The organism is Saccharopolyspora gloriosae, assembly GCF_014203325.1.
Taxonomy (GTDB): domain Bacteria; phylum Actinomycetota; class Actinomycetes; order Mycobacteriales; family Pseudonocardiaceae; genus Saccharopolyspora_C; species Saccharopolyspora_C gloriosae.
In genome coordinates, this window is sequence record NZ_JACHIV010000001.1 from 2784452 (window position 1) to 2802807 (window position 18356).

17 protein-coding genes are annotated in these 18356 nt (G+C 72.9%); 11 read left to right on the forward strand and 6 right to left on the reverse strand.

What is annotated here, in order from left to right:
• The first annotated feature begins 358 nt into the window (after positions 1 to 358).
• Positions 359 to 1006, forward strand: coding sequence for a TetR/AcrR family transcriptional regulator (locus BJ969_RS12335; RefSeq protein WP_184479077.1), 648 nt, complete (start codon positions 359 to 361; stop codon positions 1004 to 1006).
• Here BJ969_RS12335 and BJ969_RS12340 read toward each other — a convergent pair.
• From BJ969_RS12340 to BJ969_RS12355, 4 genes are read right to left on the reverse strand one after another with little or no spacing between them, the layout of a single operon-like run.
• Positions 987 to 2066, reverse strand: a complete 1080-nt coding sequence (locus BJ969_RS12340) for an NAD(P)H-dependent flavin oxidoreductase (RefSeq protein WP_184479078.1) — start codon at positions 2064 to 2066, stop codon at positions 987 to 989. The two genes, BJ969_RS12335 and BJ969_RS12340, sit on opposite strands and share 20 nt — an antisense overlap.
• Positions 2063 to 2809, reverse strand: a complete 747-nt coding sequence (locus BJ969_RS12345; RefSeq protein ID WP_184479079.1) for a CoA-transferase subunit beta — start codon at positions 2807 to 2809, stop codon at positions 2063 to 2065. Before BJ969_RS12345 ends, BJ969_RS12340 begins: the two co-directional genes overlap by 4 nt.
• On the reverse strand, positions 2806 to 3669 hold the full coding sequence (locus tag BJ969_RS12350) for a CoA transferase subunit A (RefSeq protein WP_184479080.1): 864 nt from the start codon (positions 3667 to 3669) through the stop codon (positions 2806 to 2808). Before BJ969_RS12350 ends, BJ969_RS12345 begins: the two co-directional genes overlap by 4 nt.
• Before the next feature lie 11 nt (positions 3670 to 3680).
• On the reverse strand, positions 3681 to 4442 hold the full coding sequence (locus tag BJ969_RS12355; protein ID WP_184479081.1) for an enoyl-CoA hydratase family protein: 762 nt from the start codon (positions 4440 to 4442) through the stop codon (positions 3681 to 3683).
• 101 nt (positions 4443 to 4543) lie between these two features.
• On the opposite strand from BJ969_RS12355, the gene BJ969_RS12360 reads away from it, so the two are divergent.
• From BJ969_RS12360 to BJ969_RS12375, 4 genes are all read left to right on the forward strand, one after another.
• On the forward strand, positions 4544 to 5326 hold the full coding sequence (locus tag BJ969_RS12360) for an SDR family oxidoreductase (RefSeq protein WP_184479082.1): 783 nt from the start codon (positions 4544 to 4546) through the stop codon (positions 5324 to 5326).
• A gap of 49 nt (positions 5327 to 5375) precedes the next feature.
• Positions 5376 to 6317: an SDR family oxidoreductase gene (locus BJ969_RS12365; protein WP_184479083.1), complete on the forward strand. Its 942-nt coding sequence runs from the start codon at positions 5376 to 5378 to the stop codon at positions 6315 to 6317.
• Positions 6314 to 7480: an acetyl-CoA C-acetyltransferase gene (locus BJ969_RS12370; RefSeq protein WP_184479084.1), complete on the forward strand. Its 1167-nt coding sequence runs from the start codon at positions 6314 to 6316 to the stop codon at positions 7478 to 7480. The genes BJ969_RS12365 and BJ969_RS12370 overlap by 4 nt, the downstream gene beginning before the upstream one ends.
• 310 nt (positions 7481 to 7790) lie before the next feature.
• The gene (locus tag BJ969_RS12375) at positions 7791 to 8822 is read left to right on the forward strand and encodes an MBL fold metallo-hydrolase (RefSeq protein ID WP_343071358.1); all 1032 of its coding nucleotides are present in this window, start codon (positions 7791 to 7793) and stop codon (positions 8820 to 8822) included.
• Positions 8823 to 8863: 41 nt separating this feature from the next.
• On the opposite strand, the gene kstR is transcribed toward BJ969_RS12375, so the two are convergent.
• Complete coding sequence (gene kstR / locus BJ969_RS12380; RefSeq protein WP_416309412.1) at positions 8864 to 9496, reverse strand: cholesterol catabolism transcriptional regulator KstR; 633 nt, start codon at positions 9494 to 9496, stop codon at positions 8864 to 8866.
• A gap of 146 nt (positions 9497 to 9642) precedes the next feature.
• On the opposite strand from kstR, the gene BJ969_RS12385 reads away from it, so the two are divergent.
• Genes BJ969_RS12385 through BJ969_RS12395 form a run of 3 tightly spaced genes read left to right on the forward strand, consistent with a single transcriptional unit; the run spans position 9643 to position 12678 of the window.
• Complete coding sequence (locus tag BJ969_RS12385) at positions 9643 to 10884, forward strand: glycosyltransferase (protein ID WP_184479085.1); 1242 nt, start codon at positions 9643 to 9645, stop codon at positions 10882 to 10884.
• A complete protein-coding gene (locus BJ969_RS12390; RefSeq protein WP_184479086.1) occupies positions 10878 to 11603 on the forward strand; it encodes a methyltransferase domain-containing protein in 726 nt (241 codons plus the stop codon). Before BJ969_RS12385 ends, BJ969_RS12390 begins: the two co-directional genes overlap by 7 nt.
• Positions 11596 to 12678 (forward strand): prenyltransferase, encoded by a 1083-nt coding sequence (locus BJ969_RS12395; RefSeq protein WP_184479087.1) that lies wholly within the window; start codon positions 11596 to 11598, stop codon positions 12676 to 12678. The genes BJ969_RS12390 and BJ969_RS12395 overlap by 8 nt, the downstream gene beginning before the upstream one ends.
• 301 nt (positions 12679 to 12979) lie before the next feature.
• Here BJ969_RS12395 and BJ969_RS12400 read toward each other — a convergent pair whose 3' ends face one another.
• Entirely contained in the window at positions 12980 to 13669 is a 690-nt protein-coding gene (locus tag BJ969_RS12400) for a class I SAM-dependent methyltransferase (RefSeq protein WP_343071359.1), read from the reverse strand.
• 106 nt (positions 13670 to 13775) lie between these two features.
• Between BJ969_RS12400 and BJ969_RS12405 the strand changes: the two genes are divergently transcribed.
• From BJ969_RS12405 to BJ969_RS12415, 3 genes are all read left to right on the forward strand, one after another.
• Entirely contained in the window at positions 13776 to 15962 is a 2187-nt protein-coding gene (locus tag BJ969_RS12405; protein WP_184479088.1) for an acyl-CoA dehydrogenase family protein, read from the forward strand.
• A 115-nt stretch (positions 15963 to 16077) separates the two neighbouring features.
• Complete coding sequence (locus BJ969_RS12410) at positions 16078 to 17172, forward strand: acyl-CoA dehydrogenase family protein (protein ID WP_184479089.1); 1095 nt, start codon at positions 16078 to 16080, stop codon at positions 17170 to 17172.
• Between the two features lie 9 nt (positions 17173 to 17181).
• Positions 17182 to 18351, forward strand: a complete 1170-nt coding sequence (locus tag BJ969_RS12415) for an acyl-CoA dehydrogenase family protein (RefSeq protein WP_184479090.1) — start codon at positions 17182 to 17184, stop codon at positions 18349 to 18351.
• Positions 18352 to 18356: the final 5 nt, after the last annotated feature.

Here is an 18356-nt window from a genome sequence, read left to right on the forward strand (position 1 = left end):
CCGCACCCCCGCGTCGACCGATGCGCCTGTGGACGAATCCGTGCTCTGTGGACGACTCGCGCGATTTCTCGCGAAATCGCGGTACCCGGGTGACGTGTGACCCCCGAAGTGGTGAGCCATGGATTCGCCGCATCGCCGCCGCCCCGATCACGGGGAGGTTCTTGCTGGTGCGCTTCGATCCTTCGTGAGATCGGGGATTGGATGGGTGACTGCCGATGCGGCGGTGGATGCGGAACGTGGTGCCGGGAACGGGTGGCGTGATCCCGATGTGACCGGATTCGGGTCGGTCGTGACGTCGTCGAGCGCAGGTCGAGCCCGGCGTCGCGAGCCCCGGCTCAACTGATGAGAGGATGGGGACATGGCCGAAACCAAGCGCTCGTCCGGGCGTGTGCAGCGCCCGGCAGGTGCCGACGCGGGAAGCGGCGGATCGCGGCGGCGCGCGGAGCTGCTGGCGATCGCGGCGGACCTGTTCGCCGAGCGGGGCTTCGTGGTCACGACGGTCCGGGAGATCGCCGACGCCGCGGGCATCCTGTCCGGCAGCCTCTACCACCACTTCGATTCCAAGGAATCGATGGTCGACGAGATCCTGCGCGAGTTCCTGGACTTCCAGCAGCGGCTCTACGCGGACGTGCTGCGCGAGGCGACCGATCCGCGCACCACCGTCACCGAGCTGATCCGGCAGTCCTTCCGCGCCATGAACGGGTACCGCTCGGCGGTCACCATCTACCAGAACGAGGCCAAGCACCTCGCCCAGTTCGAGCGCTTCGACTACCTGCGCCGGGCGAGCAACGACTTCGAGCGCACCTGGACGAAGGTGCTCCAGCAGGGCCAGCAGGCCGGCGTGTTCCGCGAAGACCTCAACGTGAAGATCGCCTACCGGCTGATCCGGGACGCCGTGTGGACCACGGTGCACTGGTACAACCCGCGCGGGCGGTTGAACGCCGAGGTCATCGCGGAACAGCACGTGACCATCCTGTGCGAGGGGATCACGACTCCGCGCGGCTGACGAGCCCGGCGGAGCCCGCCAGCACGCGAGCCGCGTCCTCGACGATGCCCTCGACCAGTTCCGCGCAGCCGGGCAGCTCGTCGAGCAACCCCACGACCTGCCCGGCGGGCAGCACCCCCGCGTCGGCGTCGCCGCGCACCAGCGCCTCCCTGATCAGCATCGGGGTGTTCGCCGCGAGCAGCACCGCGCTCCACGGCATCTCCTTCGCGCGGCGCATCGCGAGCCCGTCGGCGATCAGCCGCCGCCAGGACATGCCGCTCATCGCCTTGAACGCGGCGGCGTGGCGCAGCGCGCCCGGCAGCCGCCGCAGCCTGCCGGTGGACTCGGCGCTCTCGGTCAGGGCGCTGCGCAGCATCCGGTGCGGCATGCCGTCCACCCGCGAGGTGACCTGGGCGTCGCCCGCGGCGGCGGCCAGGTAGCGCTGCTTGACCGCGTCGGGCACGGCGCTGTCGGAGGTCAGCAGGAACCGGGTGCCCATCCCGATCCCGGCCGCGCCGTAGCACAGCGCCGCGGCCAGCCCGCGGCCGTCGAAGAAGCCGCCCGCGGCGATCACCGGGATGTCCACCGCGTCCACCACCTGCGGCAGCAGCACGGTGGTGGCGACCGGGCCGGTGTGCCCGCCGCCCTCACCACCCTGCACGAGCACGGCGTCGGCACCCCAGGCCCGCACCTTCTCCGCGTGCCGCCGCGCGCCGACGGACGGGATCACGACCACGTCGGCGTCCTTGAGCCTGCCGATCAGGCGCTGGTCGGGCATCAGCGCGAACGAGGCCACCCGGACCCCTTCGCGGATGAGCAGGTCGACCCGCTGCTCGGCGTCGGCCGCGTCGGCGCGCAGGTTCACGCCGAACGGATTCCCGGTGCGCTCGCGCACTTCCCGGATCGCCGACTCCAGCTGTTCCAAGCTCATGGTCGCGGAGGCGAGCACGCCGAGCGCACCGGCCTCCGCGGTCGCCGAGACCAGCCGCGGACCGGCCACCCAGCCCATCCCGGTCTGCACCACCGGGTGCCGCACCCCGGTCAACCGGCACAGCGCGGTGTCGAGCACGGGCGCGGTCATGCCCGGACCTCTCGGTCGCGGAGCCCGCCGGGGTCCAGCACGGTGCGGATGAGGTCGAGCTCCTCGGCGGTCGGCTGCCGCGTCTCGGTCACCGAGGTGGTGTCGAGCTCGAAGCCGGTGTTCTCCCGTACCTGCTCGACCGTCACACCGGGATGCACCGAGCGCAGCCGCATGGTCGCGCCCACCCCGGCGAAGTCGAGCACGCCCAGGTTCGTCACGACGACCTGCACGTCGTGGAACCGCCCGGCGGCACCGACGGCCCGATCGTGCCCGACGCCGCAGACCAGGTCGACGGCCTCCACGAAGATCCGCTTGCCGTGGTCGGGGACCCAGTAGTTGGTCACGTGGTTGACGGAGTTGCCCGGTGCGCCGCGCGCCCCGATCAGCTGCACCTTCGGCCGGTCCCACGGGCCGATCCGGGAGATGTTCTGGTTGCCGTGCCGGTCGATCTGGGTCGCGCCCATCATCACCCGCCGCCGTCCGCCGGCCAGCAGGTCGAGCACCTGCCGGTACGGCATCCAGCCCTCGGTGGTCGCGCCGTCCCCGCCCAGCGGTGGCGTGTCGGCCAGCAGCACCGCTTCGCCGTCGGTCAGCAGCAGGTCGGGCGCCGTGGTCAGCCGGGCCAGCCGCGCGCCGAGCGAGGGGACGTGCCCGAACGGGGAGGCCAGCACCTCACCGGCGTCGCGCCAGCTGTCGGCGCAGGCCACGGCGCAGATCTCGGCGCGGCTCACGTCGTCGGTCATTCGGCCACCTCCCGTGCCGCGTCGACCGCGGCTTGGTACGCCTGTTCGTCCCCGCTGAGGAACTCCGCGCGGAACGCTTCCCAGCTCGCCGGGTCGGCGGCGCTGGCGGCGTAGCGCCGCTGGAACGCCTCGTCCCGGTCGTAGTCCGGGGCGCAGCCGGTGAAGTGCGCGCCGCGCGGCGTCTCGGCGACCGCGTCGGTGTGCGTCCGGTTCAGCAGCACCGACTGCACCGGCCCCGCCCGCAGCAGCTCCTCGGTGGGCACCACCCGCTCGCAGCTGACGTAGCCGTGATCGGCCGCCGCGCACATCAGGTCGTCGAAGTAGGGGTCCGGCCCGAGGTACTGGGCGTTGCCGTGCCGGTCCGCGCGGTTGAGGTGCACCAGCGCCGCGTCGAGCCGCAGCGCGGGCATCGCCAGCAGTTCCTCGCCGTCGTCGTAGGGGGAGCGCACGGTGCGCAAGTCCGGGTTGAGCGCCGGGACGTCGGAGCCGAGCCCGGCCCTGGTCGGGTGGAACGGCAGCCGCGCCGCCGCCGCGCGCAGCCCGGCCAGCACCATCCCCTCGTCGTACTCGGCGACGTCGAGCTCGCCGCGCTGGCGGGCCGCGCGGAAGTGCGGGTCCAGCGGGATCGAGTCCAGCGAGACGAACCCGAACACGACCTTGCGCAGCTTGCCCGCCGCGGCCAGCAGCCCCACGTCGGGCCCGCCGTAGGACACCAGGGTCAGATCCCGCACGTCGGAGCGCAGGATCGCGCGCACCAGCGCCATCGGTTTGCGCCGGGAACCCCAGCCGCCGATCCCGATGGTCATGCCGCTGCGCAGTCGTCCCGCGATCTCGTCGGGGGTCGTGAGCTTGTCCCGCATCGCGCGCCCTTTCACGTGTGCCGCCCGGAACCGCCCGGCTCGCCGAACGACTCCCGGACCTGGTCGGAGACTCCGCTGAGGTTGAGTTCGAAGGTGAACCCCTGCTCGAACCGGTAGCTGCGGTGGACGTCCACCGGGTCGATGCCGTTGAGGGATTCCTTGGCCCGGCGGATCACGAGCGGGTTCTTGTCCGCGATCGACTCGGCGAGCTCCCAGGCGGCGGTGTGCAGCCGCGCGGGCTCCACGACCTCCCAGACGGAGCCGAAGTCCGCGAGCTCGCGGGCGGTCGCGGTGCGCCCGGTGTAGAACATCGCCCGCGCGCGGTGCTGCGGCACGAGCCGCGACAGGTGGGTGGCCGCGCCGAGCGCGCCCCGATCCACCTCCGGCAGGCCGAAGTACGCGTCCTCGGCGGCGATGATGATGTCGGAGTTGCCGACCAGCCCGATGCCGCCGCCGAGGCAGAAGCCGTGCACGGCGCTGATCACCGGCACCGGGCATTCGTAGACGCTCTTGAACGCGTCGAAGCACCCGTGGTTGACGGCGATGAGCTTGGCGTGGCCGGGGTCGGCGGTGAGCTCCTTGATGTCGACTCCCGCGTTGAACCCGCGGCCCTCGGCCCGCAGGACCACGACGCGGGTCCGCTCGTCCGCGCCGGCGGCGCGCACCGCGTCGGCGAGGTCGTGCCAGCCCTGGGCGGGCAGCGCGTTCACCGGTGGGTGGTCCATGGTCAGAACCACGATTCCGTTGTCGTGGCGCCGAATCCGGATCGTCATGGCATCACCAAACCTAGCACTTGTTAGGTTGAGTTGATACGGTAGCAATCGCGGTGAAGTTCCCGCCAGAGGCGGAAAATCCCGAGTTCCCGGAGGTTGCCGTGGGCGTCGAGATCGACCTGTCCGGCCGGGTAGCGCTGGTGACCGGAGGGACTCGGGGGATCGGTGCCGGGATCGCCGCGGTGCTGCTGCGGGCGGGCGCGCGGGTGCACGTGTGCTCGCGCAACCCGCCGGAGCGGCTGCCGGAAGGCGCGGGGCGGCGGGCCGAGTTCCTCGCGGCGGACGTGCGCGACCCGGAGCAGGTGGACGAGCTGATCGGCGAGGTCGTGCGCCGTTCCGGCGGGCTGGACGTGGTGGTGAACAACGCCGGTGGGGCGCCGCCGGTGGACACCGCCACGGTCTCGCCGCGGTTCCACGCGAAGATCGTCGAGCTGAACCTGCTGGCGCCGCTGCTGGTCTGCCAGCGGGCCTGGCCGGTCATGCGCGATCGTGGCGGATCGATGATCATGATCAGCAGCGTGGCCGCGCGCCGCGCGGCGCCCACCATCGCCGCCTACGCCGCGGCGAAAGCGGGACTGGAGAGCCTCACCCGCACGCTCGCGCTGGAGTTCGCGCCGAGCGTGCGGGTCAACGCGGTGGCCGTGGGCGTGGCGCGCACCGAGAACTTCGCGGAGCACTTCGGCGCGGCGGCCGAGGATTCCGGGTTCGCAGACGGCATCCCGCTGGGGCGGCCCGCGGAGCCGGAGGAAGTGGGCCACGCCTGCGCCTTCCTGGCCTCGCCGCTGGCCGGCTACCTGACCGGCGACGTGCTGTCCGTGGACGGTGGCGGCGAGCCGCACCCGAACCTGGCCCGGATCGCCGCGGAGTTCCGGCCCGCGGACTGACCGGCGCTCCCCGGTGCGGACCCGCGAAGATCGACGATCGGAGGCAGCAGTGGGTGGAATCTGCGAGGGCAGGGTGGTCGTCGTGACCGGCGCCGCCCGCGGCCTCGGGCGCGCGCACGCGCTGGAGTTCGCCAGGCAAGGGGCGTCGGTCGTGGTCAACGACATCGGCGTGGCCCTCGACGGCGGCGGGGGAGACGCCGGTCCGGCCGCGTCGGTGGTCGAGGAGATCCGCGCGCTGGGCGGCGACGCGGTCGCCGACGGGTCCGACGTCGCCGACTGGGGGCAGGCGGCGGAGCTCGTCGCGCGCGCGGTGGACACCTTCGGGCGGCTGGACGTGCTGGTGAACAACGCCGGTTTCGTGCGGGACCGGATGTTCGTGAACCTCTCCGAGCAGGAGTGGGACGAGGTGCTGCGGGTGCACCTGAAGGGCCACGCGGCGACGATGCGCCACGCCGCCGAGCACTGGCGGCAGCGGGCGAAGTCCGGTGCGCCCGTCGCGGCCCGCGTCATCAACACCTGTTCCGGCGCGGGCCTGCTGGGCAGCGTCGGGCAGAGCAACTACGCGGCGGCCAAAGCGGGCATCGCGGCGCTGACGGTGAACGCCGCCGCCGAACTCGGCCGCTACGGCATCACCGCCAACGCGATCGCCCCGGCGGCCCGCACCCGGATGACCGAGCAGGTCTTCGCCGCCGACATGGCCCGCCCGGACGACGACGCTTTCGACGCGATGGCGCCCGAGAACGTCTCCCCGCTGGTGGTCTGGCTGGGCAGCGAGGAATCCGCGCGGGTCACCGGCCGGGTCTTCGAGGTCGAGGGCGGCGCGGTCCGCGTCATGACGGCGTGGCGCCACGGCGCCGAGCACGACGCGGCCCGCAGGTGGGACCCCGCCGAGCTCGGCCCGGTGGTGCACGACCTGCTGACCCGAGACCCCACCCCGGAGCCGGTCTACGGCGCGACATCACAGCAATCGAGAGCGGGAGGATCGACATGACCGAGGCGTACATCGTCGACGCGGTGCGAACTCCAGTCGGCAAGCGCGGGGGCGGGCTCAGCGGCGTGCACCCGGCGGACCTGTCCGCGCACGTGCTGCGCGCCCTCGTCGAACGGGTCGAGCTGGACCCGGGGCGGGTCGACGACGTGCTGTGGGGCTGCGTGGACGCGGTCGGGGCGCAGGCGGGCAACATCGGCCGCACGGGCTGGCTCGCGGCCGGGTTCCCGGAGCACGTCCCCGGCGTGACGATCGACCGGCAGTGCGGCTCGTCGCAGCAAGCCGTGCACTTCGCGGCCCAGGCGGTGCTCAGCGGCACCGCGGACCTGGTCGTCGCGGGCGGTGTGGCGAACATGAGCGGAATCCCGATCGGCAGCGCGCTGCGTTCGGTGCAGGGGCTGGACTTCCCGACGGCCTACGGTCCCGGCTCGGGTTCCGAGGGGTGGCAGCAGCGCTACGGCGACGTCGAGGTCACCCAGTTCAACGGCGCGGAGCTCATCGCGCGGAAGTGGGGCATCTCGCGGGCGGAGATGGAGGAGTTCGCGCTCAGCAGCCACCACCGGGCGATCGCGGCGATGGACGAGGGCCGCTTCGACGCCGAGGTGGTGCCGCTGGCCGGGGTCGAGCGGGACGAGGGACCGCGCCGGGACACGAACCTGGACAAGCTCGCGGGGCTCAAGGCGTTGCGGCCGGACGGCCTGCTGACCGCGGGCGTGTCGAGCCAGATCTCCGACGGGTCCTCCGCGCTGCTGGTGGCGTCCGAGCGGGCGGTGGCCGAGCACGGGTGGACGCCGCGGGCGCGGGTGCACCACCTCAGCGCGCGGGGCGACGATCCGGTGTTCATGCTCTCCGCGCCGATCGAGGCCACCCGGTACGCGCTGGACCGCGCCGGGCTGTCGGCGGCGGACCTCGACGTGGTCGAGATCAACGAGGCGTTCGCCAGCGTCGTGCTGGCGTGGCAGCGGGAGATCGGCGTGGATCCGGCGAAGGTGAACCCCAACGGCGGCGCGATCGCGCTGGGCCATCCGCTCGGCGCGACGGGGACGAAGTTGATGACCACGTTGCTGGGCGAGCTGGAGCGCACCGGCGGGCGCTACGGCCTGCAGACCATGTGCGAGGGCGGCGGCACCGCCAACGTGACGATCGTGGAGCGGCTCGGCGGGTAGGTGGCCCGGCGACAACTCGCCACGCCGGGCGCGGTGGGGAGGCACATCTCTCCTCCGCCCGGTGATCCACTCGTGTCCGGTTCGGGAGTGGGCCGGGCCACCTCCCGAATGTCAGGAATCCTGCCTGGTCAGCGAGTTGTCGATCTGTCAGGTGGGGTCGCGCTCGCGCGCCCGCGCCCGGCCCGCGGAACCCGGTGATCCGCGGTCGCGGCGGGCGGCGCGAAGTGTGTTCTAGACCGCACGTGACCTTCTGAGGACATTTCACGTTTACCTTGCCAAGGGCGAGGTTGTGATCCGGGAGGTTCGGTTGGTGGATGTGGACGTGGCGCGCGGGCGGCAGGAGTGGATCCGTCCTGGCGCGTTCGAAGTCGCGCCGGGGGTGCATCGGATTCCGCTGCCGATGCCGGGTGACGGCCTGCGCGCGGTCAACGTGTACGCCATCGAGGACGGCGACGGCCTGGTGCTCGTGGACGCGGGCTGGGCCCGGCCGGAGGCGCGGGACGCGCTGGAAGCCGCCCTCGGCGAGCTCGGGCACGGGCTCGGCGACGTGCGCCGCTTCCTGGTGACCCACCTGCACCAGGACCACTACACGCTCGCCGTGCGGCTGCGCGCGGAGTTCGGCACCACCATCGCGCTGGGCGCGGGCGAGCGGCCGTCGCTGGAGGCGCTGCTCGCGGGCACGCACGACCGGCAGCTGTCCAAGCTGGAACGAGGCGGCGCGACCGAGCTCGCCGCGGTCGTCCGCGACGCCGTGGAAGGCGACCACGGCAAGCCCGCGGAGGACTACGAGGCGCCGGACGAGTGGCTGGCCGACGGTGCCGAGATCGAGCTCGCCGACCGGACGCTGCGGGTCGTCGAGACGCCCGGTCACACCCGGGGGCACGTCGTGTTCGTCGACGAGCGGAACTCGTTGCTGTTCGCGGGGGATCACGTGCTGCCGCACATCACGCCGTCGATCGGCCTGGAGGCGGCGCGCACCGCGCTGCCGCTCGGGGACTACCTGGACTCGCTGCGGCTAGTCGGCGAGCTGCCCGACCTGCGGCTGCTGCCCGCGCACGGACCGGTCACCGGCAGCGCGCACGCGCGCGTGGACGAACTGCTGGCCCACCACGAGCTCCGGCTCGACCAGACCGCGGCGGCCGTCCGCGGGGGCGCGGCAACCGGGTTCGAGGTCGCCGGCGTCCTCGGGTGGACCCGCCGCGAGCGGTCCTTCGCGGACCTGGACATGTTCAACCAGATCCTGGCGGTCGGCGAGACCCTGGCGCACCTGGACGTGCTCGTGGCGCGCGGCCGGTGCGAGCGCACCACTGTGGACGGTGTCGACGGGTACCGGTCGATCTGATGGCTCCCCGGTGCACCGCCCGATCGCGGCGGGTCGACGGATCAGCGCAGCAGCAGGCGAACCGTGAGCTCCAGCCGGTTGGCCACGTCGGTGGCCGACGCGCGCCGGGTGACCCAGGCGACCAGGTTCGACAGCCACACGTCCGCGATGACGCGGGCGATCGCGCGCTGCTCCTCTGTGGGCTCGTCGTCACCGGTCGTCATCGCCCCGCTGAACAACGTCTCGGTGAGCGCGCCGACCGCGTCGACCTCGGTGGCCGCCGAGGTGTCGGCGAACATGAACGCGCGGGTCATCGCCTCGGTCAGCTGCGGGTTGCGCTGCATGGTGCGGGTCGTGCGGGACAGCACGAACAGCACCCGGTCGTACGGGGTGTCACCGGGGATCTTGGTGCGGTCCAGCCGGTCCAGGGAGCGTTCGAACTCCCGCGCCAGGCCGGTCACCAGCAGGTGGATCTTGGACGGGAAGTACCGGTAGAGCGTTCCCAGGGCCACGTCGGCCTTTTCGGCGACCGCACGCATCTGGACGGCTTCGTACCCGCCCTTGCCGGCGAGCGCGATGGTGGCGTCGATGATCCGCTTGCGGCGCGCGTTCTGCGCCGCCGAGCCGCCCTGGTCCTCGGCCAGCAGACTGGCCGCGTTGGCCGCGGCGGAACCGCGTCGAGGCATGGCGTTCATGAGGTCGGTCCTCTCAACGTGCGTAGGTGGTGCGGCGATGTCCCGTTGAACACCGCCTCCGGCAGGTCTGCGCTGACCTCATGCCTTAATGAGAACATGTTCCAGTCTACCCGTTGCGAGCCGCGGCGGCCCCGCGAGGTGAATACGTGCGAATAGCGCTGCTGTCGTACCGGAGCAAGCCGCACTGCGGCGGGCAAGGTGTCTACGTCCGGAACCTGAGCCGCGAGCTCGTCGAACTCGGCCACCGCGTCGAGGTCTTCTCCGGACCGCCGTACCCGGATCTCGATCCGGGCGTGGAGCTGACCGAAGTGCCCAGCCTGGACCTGTACCGGGACGAGGACCCGTTCCGCACCCCGCACTGGCGGGAGCTGCGGGACCTCACCGACGTGCTGGAGGTCGCGACCATGTGGTCGGCCGGCTTCCCGGAACCGCTGACCTTCAGCCTCCGCGCGGCGAAGCTGCTGCGCGCGCGGGCCTCGGAGTTCGACGTGGTGCACGACAACCAGTGCCTCGGGTACGGGTTGCTCGGCCTGCGGCGGGCGGGACTTCCGCTGGTGGCCACCGTGCACCACCCGATCACGCACGACCGGCGGCTGGAGCTGGACGCCGTCTCCGGCTGGCGCACGCTCGGCGTCCGCCGCTGGTACGGGTTCCTGCGGATGCAGGGCCGGGTCGCGCGGCGGATCCCGGAGCTGCTGACGGTCTCGGAGTCCTCGGCCCGCGACATCGTCGAGGACTTCGACGTCGCGCCCGAACGGCTCCGCGTGGTGCCGCTGGGCGTCGACCACGAGGTGTTCCGCCCGCCGGAGCCGCCGCGGGTGCCCGGCCGGATCGTGGCGATGGCCAGCGCGGACACCCCGCTCAAGGGCGTCGGCACGCTGCTGGAGGCGGTGGCGAAGCTGCGCACCGAGCGGGAGGTCGAGCTTGTGCTGGTCGCCTCCCCGACGCCGGGCGGGCCGACCGACCGGCTCATCGACGAACTGGGCATCTCCGGTGCGGTGCGCACCGTCAGCGGCATCAGCGACGAGGAGCTGGCCGGGCTGGTGGGATCGGCCGAGATCGCCTGCGTGCCGTCGCTCTACGAAGGCTTCTCGCTGCCCACCGTCGAAGCGATGTCCTGCGCGACGCCGCTGGTCGCCAGCAGGGCGGGCGCCATCCCGGAGGTCGCCGGGCCGGACGGCGAGTGCGCCGACCTGGTGCCGCCGGGCGATGCGGAAGCGCTCGCCGGCGCGCTGGGCAGGCTGTTCGACGACCCGGAGCGCAGGCGCCGGATGGGCGAGAACGGCCGGAAACGGGTGTTGGAGAAGTACAGCTGGGCGTCCGTGGCCGCGGCCACGGCCGAGTGCTATGCCGAAGCGGAGGCGGAAATGGCGGGGAACAAGTGCTGACGGTGGATTTCGACCTGCTCGGGGTGCGAGCGGGTCAGCGAGTGCTCGACCTCGGAGCGGGTGCCGGGCGGCACTCCTTCGAGTACCTGCGGCGCGGGGCGAACGTGATCGCCTTCGACCAGGACACCGAGGCGCTGGCCGAGGTCGAGACGATGTTCGGGGCGATGGCCGCAGCCGGGGAGGTCCCGGAAGGCGCCTCGGCGACGACGGTCAGCGGTGACGCGCTCGGGCTGCCGTTCCCGGACGACCACTTCGACCAGGTGATCGCCTCCGAGATCATGGAGCACATCCCGGAGGACGAGAAGGCCATGCGCGAGCTGGTGCGCGTGGTCAAGCCCGGCGGCCGGGTCGTGGTGACCGTGCCGCGGCAGTGGCCGGAGCGGATCTGCTGGGCGCTGTCGGACGAGTACCACCAGGTCGAGGGCGGCCACGTGCGGATCTACCGCCGCGAGCAGCTGATCGGCCGGTTGCGCGAGGCGGGCCTGCGCGAGGTCCACCACCACCACGCGCACGCGCTGCACGCGCCGTACTGGTGGCTCAAGTGCGCCGTCGGCGTCGACAACACCGACCACCCGCTGCCGAAGCTCTACCACAAGCTCCTGGTGTGGGACCTCATGAGCAAGCCGTGGCTGACCCGGACCGCGGAGGCCGCGCTCAACCCGGTGCTGGGCAAGAGCCTGGCGGTGTACCTGTACAAACCGGAGGTCGTTGGTGCCTGAACTGCCGGCCGTCGACGGGGTGCTCTCGTCGGCCGATGTGCTGCAGACCGCCAGGTCGATCGCCGCGGTGCAGGAGCGCTCCGGCGCGGTGCCGTGGTTCCCCGGTGGTCACGTCGACCCGTGGGACCACGTGGAGTCGGCGATGGCCCTGTCGGCGGCCGGCCTGCTGGTCGAGGCGGAACGCGCCTACGACTGGCTGCGCACGACCCAGCGCGCGGACGGTTCCTGGCCGTTGCAGGTCCGCGCCGGGGTGGTGGAGGACGCCGCCTCGGACACGAACTTCTGCGCGTACCCGGCGGTCGGTGTCTGGCACCACTTCATGATCACCGGGGACGCGGCGTTCGCGGAGCGGATGTGGCCGGTGGTGCGCCGCGCGATCGACTTCGTGCTGCGCCTGCAGCGCGCCCGCGGCGAGATCGCGTGGGCGCGGGGCACCGGCGGCGAGGTGGGCGGTGAGGCGCTGCTGGCGGGCAGTTCGAGCATCCACCACAGCCTGGTGTGCGCGCTGGCGCTGGCCGAGCACCTCGGTTCCCCGCAGCCGGACTGGGAGGTGTCGCTGGGCCGTCTCGCGCACGCCCTGCGCCACCACCCGGAGGCGTTCGCGGAGAAGGACCGCTACGCGATGGACTGGTACTACCCGGTCCTGGGCGGTCCGCTGCGCGACGACGCGGGGTGGGACCGGATCGCGCGGCGCTGGCCGGACTTCTTCGTGGACGGCCTCGGAGTGCGCTGCGTCGACGACAACCCGTGGGTGACCGGCGCCGAGACCTGCGAGCTGGTGCTGAGCCTGGACCTGCTGGGACGGCGCGACCGGGCCGTGGAGGCGCTGGCGTCGATGCAGCACCTGCGCGAGCAGGACGGCTCGTACTGGACGGGCCTGGTCTACACCGACGGCAAGCGCTGGCCGGTGGAGCAGACCACCTGGACCGGCGCAGCGGTGGTCCTCGCCGCGGACGCCCTGTCCGGCGCCACCCCCGGCGGGGGGATCTTCCACGTCGGCGGCCTGCGCTCCGGCCTGCCCGTCGACGACGCCTGCGGCTGCGACACCCACATCTCCGAACTGGTCGGCGAGTAGCGACAGAAGCCGGGGCCCGCGTCCTCGGCTTGTGCAGGGGTCGGGTGGCGGAACCTCAGTGGTTTCCTCGCTGCGCCCCTGGCCGGTGTGGCAGCTTTTTCCCGAGTGGCTCCGCCACGAGGGAAGAAGCTGTCCTCGCGAGGAAACCGCTGAGAACCCGCGGGTGGTCGGCTTGCTCAAGCTGGTCGCTGCTCAGCGGCTTCGCCGCTGACAGGACAACGACGAACAACGCACCTGGGAAGCCGAGCCAGGCGGTGAGGTTTCGCCTCCCGGGTGCAGCGGTGCAGTGCAGCGGTGCCGCTCAGAGTTCGCCGAGCGTGCCGCTGATCCTGCGCAGCACGCGCAGGGAGCCGACCGTTCGGACCTCGTCGTAGTTCCCGCTGTCGAGCGCGCGGCGGTAGATCCGGTACGGCGCTTGGCCCCCGTCGGCGGGGTCGGGGAACACGTCGTGGATGACCAGCGCCCCGCCCGGCGCGACCCACGGCGCCCAGCCCTCGTAGTCGGTGTTCGCGGCGGTGTCGGTGTGGCCGCCGTCGATGAAGACCAGGTTCAGCGGGCTGCGCCAGATCGCGGCGGTCGAGCGGGAGCTGCCGACGATGGCGATGACCTCGTCCTCCAGCCCGGCGCCCGCGATGGTGCTGCGGAACTCGCCGAGGGTGTCGAGCTTGCCGACCTGCGGGTCGACCAGGTCCGGATCGTGGTACTCCCAGCCTGGCTGGTGCTCCTCGGAGCCCCGGTGGTGGTCGACGGTGACGACGCGACCGCCGGTGGCGCGGGCGGCGGCGCCGAGGTAGATCGTCGACTTCCCGCAGTAGGAGCCGACTTCCAGCGCGACGCCGGTGCCGAGGAAGTCGATGGCGGCGCGGTGCAGGGCGAGGCCTTCGTCGGCGGGCATGAAGCCGATCGCCTGGTCGGCCTTGGCCGCGAGGTCCGGCGGGATCGCGTGCTCCGCGCTCGGGCTGTCGGCTGGCGTCGGTGCGGTCGGTGTCACTGGGTTCCTCTCACGTCCGGATGTCGGCCCGAGCCTACGCAGAATTCCCCTGGCTTAGGTAGAACGTGTTCTATTATTCTGCGGTTCCGCGGACAGGGGAGGCGTCATGCCGATCGCGATCACCGAAGTGCAGCGGGACCTGCGGGAGTCGGTCCGGGCCTGGGCGGAGAGCTCCGGCCCCGACGTGCGGGCGGGGGAGGAGCCCGGTGCGCGGTGGAAACCGGATCGCGCCTGGGCGGAGCTCGCCGAGCTGGGCGTGTTCGCCATCGCGGTGCCGGAGCGCGCGGGCGGCGCCGGCGGCGGTGTGGCCGACCTCGCGGCGGCGCTGGAACCGGTGGCCGAGTCGTTGCTCACAGGGCCGGTGCTGTCGACCTGCGCGGCGGGCGTGCTGCTCGGCCGGGCGGGTGGTGACGGCGAGCTGCTGCGGTCGCTGGCCGCCGGTGAGCTCCCCGTCGCGGTGGCGAGCGAGGTCGGAGATCTGTCGGCGGAGCGGGTCCCCGGCGGCGGCCTGGTCGTGTCCGGCGCGGTCGACCCGGTGCCCTCCGCGCCGGACGCCTCGCACCTGCTGCTGGGCGCGCGCGGGCCGGACGGCCGGGAACGGTGGTTCCTGGTCGACGCCGAGAGCCCGGGGCTGACCGTCGAAGCCCGCCGGGCCCTCGACTTCTCCCGTTCCCTGGGGCGCGTCGAACTCGTCGACGTCGCGATCCCGGACGACGCACTGCTGCCGGAGCTGAGCACGGCGGACGTCCGCGACGTGCTGGTGACCGCCGCCGTGGCCGAAGCCTCCGGCGTCGCCGGGTGGTGCCTGCGCACCGCAGTCGAGCACGCCCGCACCCGCGAGCAGTTCGGGCAGCTCATCGGGACCTTCCAAGCGGTCAAGCACCTGTGCGCCGAGATGCTCTGCCGGACCGAGCAGGTCGCGGCGCTCGCCTGGGACGCCGCGCGCACGCTCGACGAGGACCCCGGCCAGCACCCGCTGGCGGCGGCAGCGGCCGGAGCGGTCGCGCTGGACGCGGCGGTGGACACCGCGAAGGACTGCGTGCAGGTGCTCGGCGGCATCGGGTTCACCTGGGAGCACGACGCGCACCTCCACCTGCGGCGGGCCCTCGCGCTGCGGCAGTGGCTCGGCGGCGGCTCCGCCTGGCGGGCTCGCGCGGCCGAGCTGGCGCTGGGCGGCGCCCGGCGGCGGCTCGGCGTCAGCGGTGAACTGCCCGCCGACGTCGCGGCCCGGCGGCCGGAGGTCCGCGCCTTCGTCGAGGAGCTCGCCGCCTCGCCCGACGAGCAGCGCCGGGAACGGCTCTACGCCTCGGGATACCTCGCCCCGCACTGGCCGGAGCCCTACGGGCTCGCGGCGGCTCCGGGGGTGCAACTGCTCATCGACGAGGAGCTGCGCGCCGCCGGGGTCGCACGGCCCGACCTGATCATCGGCGGCTGGGCGGTGCCCACGCTGCTGGAGCACGGCACCGCCGAACAGCAGGAGCGGTTCGTGCGCCCCACAGCCCTGGGGGAGATCACCTGGTGTCAGCTGTTCAGCGAACCGGGCGCGGGGTCGGACCTCGCGGGGCTGCGCACGCGCGCGGAACGCGTGGACGGCGGCTGGCGGTTGCACGGCCAGAAGGTGTGGACGTCGATGGCCCGGCAGGCGCACTGGGCGATCTGCTTGGCCCGCACCGATCCCGAGGTGCCCAAGCACCGGGGGATCACCTACTTCCTGGTCGACATGGCCGCTGACGGCATCGAGATCCGCCCGCTGCGGGAGATCACCGGCGAGGCCGTGTTCAACGAGGTGTTCCTGGACGGCGTGTTCGTCCCCGACGAGCAGGTGGTCGGAGCGCCCGGTCAGGGCTGGCGGCTGGCGCGCACCACGCTGTCCAACGAGCGGGTCGCGATGAGCGGCGGCTCGGCGCTCGGCGAGGACGTGGAGGCGCTGCTGGCGCTGGCCCGCGAGCGCGGCGTCCGGCCGGGATCAGCGGAGCACGAACGCCTCGGCGCACTGGTGGCGGAGGGGCTGTCGGTCTCGCTGCTGCGGTTGCGGGCGACGCTGCTGAGCCTCAACGGCCGCGATCCGGGCGCGCAGTCCAGCGTGGAGAAGCTGGTGGGCGTGCGGCACCGGCAGGACGTGGCCGAGGCAGCGCTCGACGTGCTCGGTCCGGAGGGTGCCGCCGCCGACGGCGTGGCCGCGGATCCGACGCGCGAGTTCCTGCTCACCCGCTGCTTGAGCATCGCCGGTGGCACCACGCAGATCCTGCGGACCGTTGCGGCGGAACGGATTTTGGGCCTGCCGCGCGGGTGAGCCCGCCCGTTTTCGCTTCCGCGGCCGGTCGTGCGGTCTTGCGGACGACGCCGATCGCGGCTAGAACTAGAACAAGTTTCATTCTTGTTCGTTCGGGACGACACGGGGAGCCGGTGTGGAGTTCGCGCTCGATGACACGCAGCAACCCTTGCGGGAACTGGCATCCGAGGTGCTGACCCGGGAACGGGACCGCGCGCGGAGCGCCGGCGCGGACGCGGGAGGTGGAACCGGTTCGCAGGAGGCGCTGTGGAAGGCGCTCGCGACGGCGGGGCTGCTGTCGATCGCCGTCCCGGAGCGGCTCGGCGGCGCGGGACTCGGCCCGATGGAGACCGCCGTGGTGCTGACCGAAGTGGGACGGCACGCCGCCGACGTGCCCGCGCTGGCGACCCTGGCGTTCGGCGTGCTGCCGGTGGTGCGCCACGGCACCGCCGAGCAGCAGGACCGGCTGTTGCGCGACGTGGACTCCGGGCAGGTGCTCACCGCGGCGCTCAGCGAACCGTCGGCACCGCTGACCGCGGCACCGCGCACCTCGGCTCGCCGGGACGGCGCCGGATTCCTGGTGTCCGGCACCAAGACCGACGTCCTCCACGCCGACCTCGCGCGGGAGATCCTCGTTCCGGTCGCGCTGGACGACGGCACGACCGCCGTCGCCCTGGTCCGCCCGGACGCGGACGGGCTCGTGGCGGAGGCCGCGCCGATGTCCGGCGGCACGGGCTGGACGCTGCGCTTCGACGCGGTGCGGGCGGAACGGCTCGGCGGCGCCGACGCGCTGCCGGACCTGCTGCGCTGCGCGCGAGCGGGGATGTGCGCGGCGGGCGACGGCGCGGTCGCGGGCGCGCTCGCGCTCACCACGGAGCACGTGCGCACCCGCACCCAGTTCGGCAGGCCGCTGGCGGCCTTCCAATCCGTCGCCGGTCAGATCGCCGACGTCTACATCGCGTCCCGGACCCTGCACCTGGCGGCGCTGTCGGCCTGCTGGCGACTGGCCGAGGGGCGCGACCCCGATGAGGACCTCGCGGTCGCGGCGCTGTGGCTGGCCGAGGAGGCACCGGCGGCGATGCACGTGTGCCACCACCTGCACGGCGGTGCGGGGCTGGACGTCACCTACCCGATGCACCGGCACTATTCGCTGGTCAAGGACCTGGCGCGGGCGCTGGGCGGGGCCGGGCACGTGCTCGACGCGCTCGCCGACCGGCTCGCGGGCCGGTGAGGAGCGCGGATGTTCATCGACTGCACCGAACGGCAGCAGGCACTGCGGGCCGAGCTGCGCGAGTACTTCAGCGGCCTGATCTCCCCGGCGGAGCGCGAAGCGATGGCCACCGACCGGCACAACGCCGCCTTCCGCGAAGTCGTGCGCCGGATGGGGCGGGACGGGTGGCTCGGCGTCGGCTGGCCCGTCGAGTACGGCGGTCGCGGCTTCGGCCCGCTGGAGCAGCACATCTTCGCCAGCGAAGCGGCGCGCGCCGACGTCCAGCTGCCGTCGGTCACGCTGCAGACCGTGGGGCCGACGCTGCTGGCCTACGGCACGCAGCAGCAGAAGGACTTCTTCCTGCCGAAGATCCTCGCCGGGGAGATCCACTTCGCGATCGGCTACACCGAGCCGGAAGCGGGCACCGACCTGGCGGCGCTGCGCACCTCCGCCGTGCGCGACGGCGACTCGTACGTGGTGAACGGGCAGAAGATCTTCACCACCGGCGCCCACGACGCCGACTACATCTGGCTGGCCTGCCGCACGAACCCGGACGCACCCCGGCACAAGGGGATCTCGATCCTCGTCGTGGACACCTCGGCCCCGGGGTTCTCCTGGACGCCGATCATCACCTGCGACGGCGCGCACCACGTGAACGCGACCTACTTCAGCGACGTGCGGGTGCCGGAGTGGCTGCTGGTGGGCGAGCAGGACCGGGGCTGGAAGCTGATCACCACCCAGCTCAACCACGAGCGGGTCATGCTCGGCCCGTCCGGGCGGATCGACGGGATGGCCGAGCGGGTCCGGGAGTGGGCAAGGCGGCGAACCGACCCGGACGGTACCCCGTTGCCGGAGCTGCCGGACGTGCGGCGGGCGCTGGCCCGCGCGCACGCCTGCACTCGCGTGAACGAGCTGTTGAACTGGCAGGTCGCCGCGGCGGCGGACGGGCCGGTGGAAGTCGCCGACGCCTCCGCGACGAAGGTGTTCACCTCCGAGCGCACCCAGTCGCTGGGCCGGCTGCTCGAAGAGGTCGTCGCCCGCCACGGCGACCCCGCCGACCCCGAGACCGCGGATCTGCTGCGCTGGCTCGACGTGCTGGCCAAGCGCAACCTGGTGCTCACCTTCGGCGGCGGCGTCAACGAGATCCAGCGGGAACTGATCGCCACGGCCGGGCTCGGGCTGCCCCGAGTGCCCCGCTGACCGGA